This is a genomic window from Jeotgalibaca sp. A127 (genome assembly GCF_052266745.1).
Classification (GTDB): Bacteria; Bacillota; Bacilli; order Lactobacillales; family Aerococcaceae; genus Jeotgalibaca.
Map to the genome: position 1 here is coordinate 130,315 of NZ_JBQPRC010000001.1, position 12,896 is coordinate 143,210.

General features: G+C 40.3%; 10 protein-coding genes and 1 other RNA gene. All 11 read right to left on the reverse strand.

What is annotated here, in order from left to right; all coding sequences use genetic code 11:
- Positions 1-198: 198 nt before the first annotated feature.
- Positions 199-565: a transfer-messenger RNA gene (gene ssrA, locus ACTVAI_RS00680) on the reverse strand.
- Between the two features lie 62 nt (positions 566-627).
- On the reverse strand, positions 628-1,398 hold the full coding sequence (locus ACTVAI_RS00685) for a histidine phosphatase family protein (protein WP_443474010.1): 771 nt from the start codon (positions 1,396-1,398) through the stop codon (positions 628-630).
- A gap of 18 nt (positions 1,399-1,416) precedes the next feature.
- Entirely contained in the window at positions 1,417-3,399 is a 1,983-nt protein-coding gene (locus tag ACTVAI_RS00690) for a fructose-1,6-bisphosphatase (protein WP_443474009.1), read from the reverse strand.
- A 160-nt stretch (positions 3,400-3,559) separates the two neighbouring features.
- Complete coding sequence (gene smpB, locus ACTVAI_RS00695; protein WP_443474008.1) at positions 3,560-4,018, reverse strand: SsrA-binding protein SmpB; 459 nt, start codon at positions 4,016-4,018, stop codon at positions 3,560-3,562.
- A gap of 17 nt (positions 4,019-4,035) precedes the next feature.
- Positions 4,036-6,375: a ribonuclease R gene (gene rnr / locus ACTVAI_RS00700; RefSeq protein ID WP_443485672.1), complete on the reverse strand. Its 2,340-nt coding sequence runs from the start codon at positions 6,373-6,375 to the stop codon at positions 4,036-4,038.
- A gap of 2 nt (positions 6,376-6,377) precedes the next feature.
- The gene (locus tag ACTVAI_RS00705) at positions 6,378-7,139 is read right to left on the reverse strand and encodes an alpha/beta hydrolase (RefSeq protein WP_443474006.1); all 762 of its coding nucleotides are present in this window, start codon (positions 7,137-7,139) and stop codon (positions 6,378-6,380) included.
- Positions 7,140-7,255: 116 nt separating this feature from the next.
- Positions 7,256-7,489, reverse strand: coding sequence for a preprotein translocase subunit SecG (gene secG, locus ACTVAI_RS00710; RefSeq protein WP_443474005.1), 234 nt, complete (start codon positions 7,487-7,489; stop codon positions 7,256-7,258).
- 50 nt (positions 7,490-7,539) lie between these two features.
- Entirely contained in the window at positions 7,540-8,802 is a 1,263-nt protein-coding gene (locus tag ACTVAI_RS00715) for a DUF1015 domain-containing protein (RefSeq protein ID WP_443474004.1), read from the reverse strand.
- A 1-nt stretch (position 8,803) separates the two neighbouring features.
- The gene (locus ACTVAI_RS00720) at positions 8,804-9,982 is read right to left on the reverse strand and encodes a phosphoglycerate dehydrogenase (RefSeq protein WP_443474003.1); all 1,179 of its coding nucleotides are present in this window, start codon (positions 9,980-9,982) and stop codon (positions 8,804-8,806) included.
- A complete protein-coding gene (gene serC / locus ACTVAI_RS00725; protein WP_443474002.1) occupies positions 9,979-11,067 on the reverse strand; it encodes a 3-phosphoserine/phosphohydroxythreonine transaminase in 1,089 nt (362 codons plus the stop codon). Before serC ends, ACTVAI_RS00720 begins: the two co-directional genes overlap by 4 nt.
- Positions 11,068-11,557: 490 nt before the next feature.
- Entirely contained in the window at positions 11,558-12,856 is a 1,299-nt protein-coding gene (gene eno / locus ACTVAI_RS00730; protein WP_443474001.1) for a phosphopyruvate hydratase, read from the reverse strand.
- Between the last annotated feature and the right edge of the window lie 40 nt (positions 12,857-12,896).

Sequence of the window (12,896 nt, forward strand, 5' to 3'; positions counted from 1 at the left end):
TCAAATGGTTTAATTATTCAGAATAAAACCATTTCGCCTTAATTTTTTGCCTCAAATGGTTTAATTAACCATTATTAGACCATTTTAATCTAAATGTAAGGGCCAAATGGTTTAATTAAATGACAAAATAAAAAAAAAGCTATCCCCCATTATGGTGGGAATAGCTTTTTTACTACACAGGGGCTAAATTTCAGCCTCATATGGAGATGGCGGGAGTCGAACCCGCGTCCAAACATATCGGCACTTCCAAGTCTACGCTCATATCCGAACTATTTGGATTTCGCTTCCGGCTAGCCGTTCAGCAGGCATTACAGGAAGCTAACCTGATTAATCTCTTCCGATTCCTCCAGGTGGAAAGTCACGGCGTAGTCCACTAGTTATGGGACCCTTACTTGAGCACATGGACGATGCCAAGAGGATCTTAGCTAGCTGTTATTAAGCAGCGAAAGCTAAAGTGTTATTATTTGTTTTGTCAGTTATATTTAACTGGAACGTTTTAACGTAGTCGTAACCTACGAAGCGCGTCAAAAGCTCGACCTATGCCTGTCGAATCCGTAACATCCCCTCTATAAAAATAAAGGGTACTCTTACTGAGTACCCTTTATTATACACCTTTTTTGGTTATTTTCAAGTTTTAGGCTTTTCCAGTGGAAGCTCATCGTCTTCATCAATATCTGTTGGGATAACTTTATGAACTTCAGGCTCTTTTTCATCTGGATGAACATTTTCAGGAGCAAAATGTTCAATACTGTTGAATTTCTCTAAATGGTAAAAACCATCATAGTAACTAACCACGGAAATGCTGGCATTATCCAAGTGGCGATCAATTTGGAAGTCTGGAATCAAGGCGTGAATCATATTGCGGATTGTCATACCATGACATACAACAAGTATGTTTCGGCCCGTTTCACGGTGTTCACTGATTAATTTAATTAACCCTTTTTCTACACGCATCCAAAAGGTTAAATAATCTTCAGCTTCGTGATAAGGATCCATTGCGCGCATACCATTCAGTTCTTCAACCACTGATTTATTATCCTGGTAATCCATCCCATCCTCGTATCCAAGGAATTTCCATAAGTTGCCCCATGTTTCCTTGGCGTCCAAACCTTCAAAAGATCCAAAGAAAATTTCCCTAAATTCAGGCATGGCTTTTACAGCTGGTGTATCTTTATGTTCATTTTCATTTAGGATGATTTGTGCGGTTTCAAATGTTCTTCTCAAATCACTGCAGTACACGGCATCGAACTTAATGTTTGATAAACCAGCGCCACTGCGTGCCACGTCTCTTTTTCCTCGATTGGTAAGTGGTGTGTCGGACCAACCCTGCATCCGATTATATTTATTCAAATATGTTTCACCGTGACGCATGAAATAAAATGTAACTCCTTTAGACATAATCCACCTCTAGCTCATTTATTTACTAACTTTCTCTACTAATCTACCATCATAGTAGGCTGCAAGCAAGGCTTGTAAGTCATTTACTTGTTGCATCAAGCGTACGCCTACATCCGTTTCGCGTACGGTTTTTCTCTGTAATTCCTTGTCAACGATACGTCTGGTCGACACAATATCAATTTCATTTACCATCGCATCCTGAACAGACGTAAAGGGTTGGTGAGATACCAACTGCATACCGAAGGAATTATACAGCAGTGTATAACCAGCTAAACCTGTTGTTGATTGATAGGCTTTAGAGAAACCACCATCAATGACAATTAATTTTCCGCCTGCCTTCAAAGGGTTCTCCCCACGATTTTCTTTCACTGGTGTATGCCCATTGATGATGTGCCCTTTACTTGGATCCAATCCAAACTCGGTCAAAATCATGTTGCACATTTCAACATTATCGCGTTGTTTATAATAGGCATTTTTACGTTCGACATGGGTGGCTTTATCCTCAATATATAATCGCTCGAATGTCGTCATTTTGTCCTTGCCGAATAGCGAAGAAGCCTTTCCTTCCCATTGATACCACATATAATCGGAATAACGTTGATTATCCGAGCCAGACTCACGGTTCAGGTAACCTTTTCTTAAAATATCTTCATATTTATCAAGTAACGCTTTACCCTTGTAGGATTTGTTATTGATTGTCATTGACATGAAAGTCATGTCATCATTCAACGGCACACAACCATGGAACAGCAAATTATCGTTGTAGCGAAGATATAGTGAACCTTTGCTATACAGGAACTGAATATGTTTTTGGAGACGTTCACTGTTCAAGAAACCTTCCATAAGACGCTTCACTACCATTTTTTCATCCTCTGTCAGAGCATAGGGATCGTTTGGATCGATAGTCGGGAAATAATTGCAGCGAAGCGGGTATATTTTCCCATCAATACTAACGGTACCGGCCTCAAAATCAATCTTGTCTAGGAATAAGCTATTTTCCATTTCAAATTCAGGATGGCGTTTAATGATATTTCCTTCCAGCTTGAATTGGATGATGGAAATAGCTTGATTCATTTTTGCGATTTGGCGAATTTCTTCCGGGTATATTTTATCTTCAGAATCCGGATTTATTTTTGGTAAAAACGGTTCATAGCGATCTTCAGGGTAACACATTTCCGAGAAAATCATCAATGGGCGTAGTGAGATACCATAAGCATCTTCAATAATTTCCAGATTATCATAACGGGCACAAATACGAATCACGTTTGCCATGCAGGCAGCGGAACCACTGGCTGCTCCCATCCATAATACGTCATGGTTTCCCCACTGAATATCAAGTTCATGGCCATCCATTAATGTATCGATGATTTTATCAGGATAAGGTCCCCGGTCATAAATATCTCCCACCACATGAATATGATCGACGACCAAACGTTGGATAACATGGGCAAAAGCCGCAATCAACTGTTTACCACGATTTAGGGAAATGACGGTATTAATGATTTTGTCATAATAATGCTCTTTATTGGACATGATGGTATCTTTGAACAGCAGTTCCTCAATAATATAAGCATAGTCTTCTGGAAGTGCTTTTCTAACCTTGGAGCGTGTATACTTTGATACAACAAAAGCACATAATTCAGTGATGCGTGTCACTGTTAACGTATAAAATTCTTCGATTTCCTCGCGCGTACTTAGTTCAGAAACAATCAAATCCACTTTCTCATCAGGATAATAAACGATGGTAGCCAATTGATTCATTTCTCGCGTGCTAAGACGACCCTGAAATATTTCCCTGATTTTTTCCTTCACGTTCCCGGAACCATTTCTCAACACATGTTGTACGGCATCATATTCCCCATGCAAATCACTTATGAAATGCTCAGTAGCTTTCGGCAAGTTCATGATTGCTTCGAGATTGATGATTTCCGTCACTGTATCTGCAATAGTCGGATACTGCTTCGATAATAACTTTAAATATTTATCCTTATCTACAACCACAGAAACCACCCTTTTTTTCATTTAACTATCATTATTTTGTAATTTACCCTTCTATCATATCTTTTTAATGGTAAAAATAACAGACCCAAAAACAAAATAATCAAATATTATCATAATATCCATCAAAAAAGACCCAGAAATTAATCTGGATCCCTCTTTACTAGCGATTCTTTAATGCACGATCGATTTCGCGCTTCATATCTTTTTGTTTTAATGCTTCACGCTTATCGTACTTCTTCTTACCTTGTGCCACGCCAATTAATACTTTGGCAAACCCATCCTTCAAATACACTTTTAATGGAATAATGGTTGTTCCTTGCGTTTTAACTTCACCCGCTAGATAATTTATCTGCTTTTTGTGAAGCAACAACTTGCGGCTACGAAGTGGATCATGGTTAAAAATGTTCCCTTGTTCAAATGGACTAATATGCACATTTTGCAGTAATGCCTCGCCATTATGGACGGAAACATACCCGTCGCGTAAATTTAGTTTACCATTACGGATTGATTTGATTTCAGTCCCTTTTAATACGATACCTGCTTCAAAGGTTTCCAAAATAGTATATTCATGACTTGCCTGACGATTTTGTGCTAGTACTTTCCCTTCCCCTTTTGGCATATCCCCAACCTCAATTTCTATCTTTGTTTCTTTTTACCTGTTTTCTTTTTGCCGGTATTTTTCCCATCTTTGGGACCACTGCCTCTTACTTTTTTCTTAAAATCTTTCGGTTTATCGGCAGTTTTCTTGTTGCGTCTGCCGGATTTTTTCTTTTGTTCTTTGTTCATCTCATTGTCATAGACATTTAATTCGGCATCTTCAACTAAAGCAAAATCAATCTCACGCGTCGCAACGTCCGCTTTTGTCACTTCGATTTTAACACGTTGACCAATGCGGTAGACAATCCCTGTGCGTTCTCCTAATAATACCATATGACTTTCGATGAAGTTGAAATAATCTTGGTCCATTTTCGAAATGTGAACCAATCCTTCAACCGTATTCGGAAGTTCAACAAAGATACCAAACTTGGTTACGGAACTAATGACACCCTCGAATTGCATCCCAACTTTGTCCACCATGAATTCCGTTTTCTTCAATGCATCCGTTTCACGCTCGGCATCGACGGAACGTCTTTCATTAACGGAACTCTTCACAGCGATATCCTCAAGTTTCCCTTCCCATTTTTCTTTCTTAGCGGAAATATTACCTTGAGAATATTCACGGATCAAGCGGTGCACGATTAAATCGGGATAGCGACGAATTGGTGAAGTAAAGTGCGTATAGTCTCGTGTTGCCAAACCATAATGTCCAACCGGGGTCATATCATACTTAGCCTGCTTCATCGAACGCAACAAGAATGTCGATACCACCGCATCATATGGCTCACCATCTGTTTGTCTTAAGACGTTTTGAAGTTGTTTTGGCTTAATGTTTTCATTTGAACCAGTCATTACAATACCAAAGGTCGTTACAAACTCCATAAAGCGGAGCATCTTGGCAGGATCAGGCTGCTCATGAATCCGATAAATAAATGGCAGTTTTTTCTTGTCATAATTCGCAGCAATAGTCTCGTTAGCTGAGAGCATGAATGATTCGATTAATCGCTCACCGACGCCACGTACTACCACATGAATTTCGAGCGGATGGCCTTCCTCATCGACAATGATTTTTGACTCGCTCGTATCAAAGTCAATCGAGCCGCGTTGGCGACGTTTACGCTCTAAAATATGATGCAAATTGCGCATTCCTTCCAACATGGTTACAAATTCTTCGTATTCACGACGCAATTCGGGATTGCCATTTTCCAGAATCTCATTTACTGCTGTATAAGTGAAACGTTGGTTAGAATTAATAATACTTGGGAAGATATCGTAATTAACAACTTTCCCGGTGTCATCGATTTCCATTACACATGACATCGCCAAGCGGTCTTCGTTTGGTAATAAGGAGCATACGCCATTTGATAATTTTGTCGGTAACATCGGTACAACACGATCGGTTAAATAAACACTCGTCCCCCGCTCATAAGCTTCTCTATCAATAGCTGAATTTTCAGTCACATAATAAGAGACATCAGCGATATGGACGCCTAGTTGATAATGGCCGTTTTCCAGGATTTTGAATGAAATGGCATCATCCAAATCCTTTGCATCGGCACCGTCAATGGTAATGATTTTTTCCTCACGCAAATCAACCCGGTTGTCAATTTCTTCCTGTGGGATTTCAAACGGGATATCTTCAGCCTGATCCAGAGCATCCTGCGGAAATTCAGTTGGAATTCCTAATTTGTACAGAATGGAGAGAATATCAACCCCCGGGGCATTTTTATGACCAATTTCTTTGGTAATGAACCCTGTCATCCCTACCGGATTTTCTGCGGTTGGATACTCTTTTACTTCGACTAGAACAATACTGCCCTCTACCGCTTGCAAGCCTTCTGGAAGCGCGTATACGACCATATGGTTAATTTTATTGTCTTGCGGAACTACGTACCCTAAAAATCCAGTTTCTTCCCGTCTATCTGAGTCATATGGGAAAAACTCACCAACAATCCGATTGGTACTACGTGTGATAATTGCAATGACGCGTCCTTCAGGTCCTTTACTGTTCCAAGGTTCTGGTTTCCCCGTAATTTTAACCTCAACAGTATCACCTTCCATTGCACTTCCGGTAAACTCTTTGGAGACATAAATATCATCTTCATTTGGATCATAGTCCACAAATCCAAAACCTCTGTCATTCGCGCGAAACTTACCAATGATGGTCCCAGATTCTCTTTTCAGACGGAATTTTCCTTCTTTATTAAGAACGATTTGTTCTTCACGCTCTGCTAAAGCAATTGCTTTAATCAATTGTCTAAATTGAGAAGCATCCTCATAATTTAATGCTTCACTCAATTGGCGAACGGAATAACTTGTCGGTTCATTTTCTTTCAAAAGTCCTACTATTTCAGATCGAATCGTTTCAATATTACTCATGCTCATCCTTCTTTCCAGTTTAATTTTTCCAGGAATGCTTCTACGGATGCTTCAAACGGCTCTCTGTTGGCTCCAACGGTTATAACATGTGTCATTTCAGGAAAATCATTATAATCAACTTCAGTATAAGGGTTCAGGGCATCTCGTAAAACGGCTCCATTTTTAGAATCGATAAGCTCATCTTTTCCTGAAGAAGCGATATAGTAAGGAACCCTGATCTTTTCCAGTTCAGCGATAACCTCATTTGAAAATTCCGTTATAGCATCGAGTTGATCGTTCATTTTTTGTTTTACACGAGGCATGTTGGATTCAATTTCCTCTTTAGACATGCCTAGTCTTTTATTAAAGTTGCGATAATAATTAACAAAAGCGGCTGGAACTTTGCTATCACCAATATGCATGATAGGCGAGTTAAAAGATCCTCCTCCAACATAGCTATCTGTTTCCAGCGCTCTTGTCGCCATAATACCGCCCATAGAAAGTCCAAATACGGCAATTTCACCATAACCTTTTTCTTTCAGGAATGCCGTTGCTTCTTTAACATCTAGAAGCCATTTTTCTGGGTTGCCTAGATCAAGGATATCCTCAAAACGTTCAGTTGCGTGTCCCGTAAAATTCGGCGCATACACGGTATAGCCTGCTCGCTGCAGGTTTCTTCCCAACATCCGCACATCGTTGGCACTTCCAGTATAGGCATGTAACAGGAGTACCGCTTTCGGACCTGCTTCAAAGAAAAAAGATTGTGGTAATTTAATATTTGTCATTTGCGTCACCTCGTCATTTGTAGCTACTTCTATTGTACTTTAAGTCCTCAAAAAAACCAAAAAAAGGAGCTGAGACTAGAGTCCCAGCTTCATTTTCAATACTGCTTTTCTAATGATTAGTTTGAAGAAAGATAAGCCAGAGCCAATGCCAGAACAATAAAAGCTGTTCCCAATGCGGCAGCGATTCTTCTAAGGCCTGCTTCAAAACCTCTTGCTTTTTGTTTACCGAATAGCGCTTCTGCTCCACCGCTCAAGGCACTTGCTGCATTCGTTTTAGATGGCAACATCAAAACGGTAATAATCAACAAGACTGATACGATGATTAGTGCGATTAATAAGACGTCGTACAATGGTGGACCTCCTTTAAATACTACCGTTTACTATAGCACAAATAGCAAATTTATTCCACATTGGACTTCACGTATTTTTCTGATTCAAATTGATGAACAAAAAGACCGCTGAGAAGTTTTGGTTCGAACCATGTCGATTTTGGAGGCATCACTTCCCCGCTATCAGCGACCGTCAATAGTTGCTCAATTGTTGTTGGATAAAGAGAGAAAGCTACCTTATCTTCCCCGGTGCGGGCCATTAATTCGGTAATGGGATGAATCCCGCCTACAAAATCAATGCGTTTATCGGTCCGGGGGTTTTCAATACCAAAAACAGGTGCCAATACATAATTTTGCAGTAAAGCCGCATCCAAAGATGCCACCGGATCGGCAGGGACTTTGTCGGATTTGATGGTTAATTTATACCATTCGTCATCAACATACATACCGAAAGTTCCTCTTTTTTCCGGCGTGTAGACTTCTTCTTTTAATTTCTCAACTACAAACGATTCAGCGATTATTTTTTTGTCTGTATCTGACAACTTTCCTTCAACGATTCGATTATAGGGTAAAATCGTCAATTCATTTTCCGGGAAAATTACCCCCAGAAAATAATTGAATTCAGCATCATCTGGAGCATCAGGGTACTCTTCCCTTCGCATTTGTGCAACCTTTGCCGCTGATTCCATACGGTGGTGCCCGTCCGCAATATACAACGCATCAATATCATTGCTAAAGGCTTTCGTAATTGCTTCAATCATTTCTGGATCTGTAATTCTCCAGACACAATGATTTGTGTCATTGTAACTATCGAAAGTATAGATGGGTAGTTGTTCATCCCTGACTTGTTTTGAAACATCGGCAAACACTTCATGGTTTCGCATCGTAAGAAAAATTGGACTGGTATTTGCATCTGAAGCGTCGTTATGTTTGATGCGGTCCAGCTCTTTGTCCGGTCTCGTAAATTCATGTCGTTTTATTTTGCCAGTCAAGTAATCGTCCACTGCAATGGTAGCTACTATTCCGTATTGGATACGGTCCCCTTGCATCAGGCGATAAATATAATAAGCAGGTTTTTCTTCCTTGATTAACCAACCCTGGTTTAAAAAATGAGCCAAATTTTCTTTGGCCACTTGATATATTTCATCTGAATCTTTAGGTACTTCTTGATTAAATTGGACGTCGGTACGGTCAATGTTTAAATATGATTTTGGATTGTTCTCAGTTAATTTCCGTACTTCTTCGTCTGTTACAACGTCATAAGGTAAACTTGCAACTTTTTCCACATCAAATGAATTAGGTCGAATCGCTTGGAATGGCCTAATGCTTACCATATTAAATATCCCTCCTATAAATGATTCTCGTTCTTAAAACACCATCAATGTTATCCATTTCCGTAACAATTTCTTTTAATAATTTTTCATCCATCCCGGGAGTATCGATGATTGTGTAGGCAAAATCACCACGACTGCGGTTCATAATATTGTCAATATTCACAAAATGCTTAGCCAGAATGGCTGATATTTGGCCAACCATGTTCGGGACATTGCGGTTAACCAGCGTAATCCGTACGGGAGATTGTTGGGGGATATCAATGGTTGGAAAATTAACCGACCGCAAAATATTACCTGTTTCCAGGAAATATTTAAGGGTTTTAACGGCCATGATGGCACAGTTTACCTCAGCTTCTTCCGTTGAGGCGCCCAAATGCGGGAATATTAATGCTTTTGGATGGCGTACAAACGCTTCATCGGCAAAATCGGCCACGTATTTATTTAAAGAACCGTCATTCAAAGCCTCTAATATATCATCCCTCACAATAATGCCATCGCGTGCGAAGTTCAATAACGTCGCACCTGGCTTCATTTGATTCAGGAAATCAGAATTAACCAGCCCTTTGGTATGGTCGTTAACGGGAACATGGACAGTTATATAATCGGCATCACGTAAGACTTCTTGCAGAGTATTCGCTTTTTTAACACGACTCGTGATATTCCAGGCGGTTTCTACAGAAACATAGGGGTCATAACCGATAACATCCATCCCTAAATTATAGGCATCATTGGCAACCAAGGATCCAATCGCTCCTAACCCAATTACGGCCAGTCGCTTACCAGCCAGTTCTGTTCCCGCAAACTGGTTTTTGTTGGCTTCTACGATTTCGGGAAGATTATCTCCTTCCATATGTTCAACCCAACGTAACCCTTGATAAATGGGGCGTGCAGACATGACCAAGGCCGCTAATACTAATTCTTTAACTGCGTTTGCATTCGCACCGGGTGTGTTAAAAACCACAATACCGTGCTCCGAACATCTTTCTAGAGGTATGTTATTGACCCCGGCTCCTGCTCTGGCAATTGCCACCAAGGAATCATTGAACGTGATATCGTGTAAATCTTTACTTCTTAAAACAATGGCATCTGGATCCTGACTTTCATTTAAGACATATTCAGTTTTATCCAAGAGTTCTAAGCCTTCTGGTGCAATACGGTTATATGTTTGAATGTCCTTCATTTTTCAAGTTCCTCTCTTTGTTCGAACTCTTTCATGAATGTTACCAAAGCCTCAACCCCTTCAATTGGAAAAGCATTGTATAGACTGGCCCGCATCCCTCCTACTGAACGATGGCCTTTAAGATTGACAAAGCCAGCAGCAGTGGCTTCAGTTATAAACTTCTTGTCAACTTCTTTGTCACCTGTAATAAAGGGAATATTTGTCAAAGAACGATAATCAAGGTGAACAGGTGACTTGAATAAATTAGATTCCTCGATTGTTTTATATAGTAATCCCGCTTTTCTTTCGTTCAACGCGACCATGCTATCAATACCACCAAAATCACGTAGCCATTCAAACACTAACTTGGATACATATATAGCGAATGTTGGTGGTGTGTTATACATAGAGTCGTTTTTAATATGTGTTTTGTAATCAAGCATTGTTGGGATAGTAGCGGTGTGCTCTTTGATTAAGTCTTCACGAACGATTACAAGTGTTAAACCCGCTGGACCGATATTTTTCTGTGCACCTGCATAAATTAAACCAAAATCACGCACATCATAATTTGCAGAGAGTATATTGGAGGACATGTCCGCAACTAAAGGAATATCTCCGTATTTTGGTATATTTTGATAGGCCGTTCCTTCAATGGTATTATTTGTCGTGATATGGATGTAATCAAACTCAGAAGAATCTTCTATTTTCACATCTGGTATTTGCGTATAGTGATTGTCTTTGGCATCTGCGATAATCACTGCTCGTTCTGGGAATAACTTGTGTGCTTCTTCATATGCTTTCTGTCCCCAGGATCCCGAAATAATATAACCCGCTTTTTTATCTTCAAGCAAGTTAATCGGAACTGCCGCAAACTGCAAACTTGCACCACCTTGGAGGAATAAAACGTGGTAATTATCCGGAATGTCCATGAGTTCTCTCAAAGTAGTCTCGGCATCAGAAATAATCTGTTGGAATAACGATGATCGATGACTCAACTCCATCACGGACATCTCACTACCTTTATAGGATAGCAGTTCCTCTTGTACTTCTCTCATTACTGCTTTAGGTAACACTGCAGGGCCTGCAGAAAAATTCCAACATGTCATACGGGACACTCCAATCATATTCTCATATTTATTTAATATTAAAGTAATTATAACAAAGTTAATGATATTTGAAAGGTTTATTTAGAAGCTCTGTTTACTTGGTGCAGTTTGTTTTTGCGTACCTATTCCCTATCTGTCTGCACAATTATCTTGGGTTGTGCAGGCTATTCGAAAAGTACGCACAACTCTGGTTTAATCGGTTCTTGGTTATCTGGTGTTGGTGAAGGAAATGCCCTTCGGCCTGCGTGTTTGCTTGTGTACTGCCGTGGGACCGCCCGGAGCCTGTAGTCTCCGGGCTTGCAAGCCTCAAAGGGACCGTAGACGCTGAAGCATCAACGGTCCCTACTTTCGCATTGCATCCTTGACACGGCCACAAGCAACCCCACCGTCCTTCGGGATTTTCGAGAAGAATACTAATACTACCAACACCATAAATAATAGAACCTACAGAAAAAACCCTATCCAGCTGGATAGGGTTTTTGATTTGAAATTATTTGTTTTCTAGGTTGTAGAATGCTTCTAGACCTTCGTAAACAGCTAATTCTCCCAATTGATCTTCAATACGTAGCAATTGGTTGTATTTAGCGATACGGTCTGTACGGCTCAATGAACCTGTTTTGATTTGTCCAGCGTTAGTTGCAACAGCGATATCAGCGATTGTTGCGTCTTCTGTTTCACCAGAACGGTGAGAGATAACAGCTGTGTATCCAGCTTTCTTAGCCATTTCGATAGCTTCAAAAGTTTCAGTCAAAGTACCGATTTGGTTAACTTTGATTAGGATTGAGTTACCAATGTGGTTTTTGATACCTTTGCTTAGGATTTCAGTGTTTGTAACGAACAAGTCGTCACCAACTAATTGAACTTTTTCGCCAAGACGTTCTGTCAATAGTTTCCAGCCGTCCCAGTCGTTTTCGTCCATACCATCTTCAATTGAGATGATTGGGTATTTAGATACCAATTCTTCCAAGAAAGCAACTTGTTCTTCAGCGTTGCGTTTTGCTCCGCCTTCGCCTTCGAATTTAGCGTAGTTATAGATACCGTCTTCGTAGAATTCAGAAGCTGCACAGTCAAAACCTAAGAAAACATCTTTACCTGGCTCTAGACCAACTGCTTTAATTGCTTCAAGAATTGTTTCTACTCCGTCTTCAGTTCCTTCAAAACGTGGTGCGAAACCACCTTCGTCCCCAACTGATGTTTCCAATCCACGAGATTTAAGGATTGAAGCAAGTTTGTGGAAGATTTCAGCTCCCCAACGTAGTGCTTCCTTGAATGTAGGTGCGCCTACAGGAAGAATCATGAATTCTTGGAAAGCGATTGGTGCGTCAGAGTGAGAACCACCATTGATGATGTTCATCATTGGAGTTGGCAACACTTTAGCGTTGAATCCACCTAGGTATTGGTACAATGGCACATCTAGGTATTCTGCTGCTGCGTGTGCAACTGCGATAGAAACAGCTAGAATTGCGTTTGCTCCCAATTTGCTCTTGTTAGGAGTACCATCTAATTCAATCATAACTCTGTCGATAGCTAGTTGGTCTCTTACGTCAAAACCGATGATAGCGTCAGCGATTAGCTCAACGTTCTCAACTGCTTTTTGAACACCTTTTCCTAGGTAACGGTCTTTGTCACCGTCACGTAGTTCTACTGCTTCGTGTTCACCTGTAGAAGCTCCTGATGGAACCATACCGCGACCAAATGCGCCGCTTTCTGTGTAAACTTCAACCTCAACAGTTGGGTTACCACGTGAATCAAGTACTTCTCTAGCCAAAATATCTGTAATGAATGGCATTCTATTCTCTCCTTTTTGAAAACAATGATTTGTTTTACAA

Coding starts and splice junctions, on each gene's coding strand:
- rnr (WP_443485672.1), bottom strand. CDS start 6,375: ATGAGTAATATTGAAACGATTCGATCTGAAATAGTAGGACTTTTGAAA.
- smpB (WP_443474008.1), bottom strand. CDS start 4,018: ATGCCAAAAGGGGAAGGGAAAGTACTAGCACAAAATCGTCAGGCAAGT.
- ACTVAI_RS00685 (WP_443474010.1), bottom strand. CDS start 1,398: ATGTCTAAAGGAGTTACATTTTATTTCATGCGTCACGGTGAAACATAT.
- eno (WP_443474001.1), bottom strand. CDS start 12,856: ATGCCATTCATTACAGATATTTTGGCTAGAGAAGTACTTGATTCACGT.
- ACTVAI_RS00715 (WP_443474004.1), bottom strand. CDS start 8,802: ATGGTAAGCATTAGGCCATTCCAAGCGATTCGACCTAATTCATTTGAT.
- ACTVAI_RS00705 (WP_443474006.1), bottom strand. CDS start 7,139: ATGACAAATATTAAATTACCACAATCTTTTTTCTTTGAAGCAGGTCCG.
- ACTVAI_RS00720 (WP_443474003.1), bottom strand. CDS start 9,982: ATGAAGGACATTCAAACATATAACCGTATTGCACCAGAAGGCTTAGAA.
- serC (WP_443474002.1), bottom strand. CDS start 11,067: ATGACATGTTGGAATTTTTCTGCAGGCCCTGCAGTGTTACCTAAAGCA.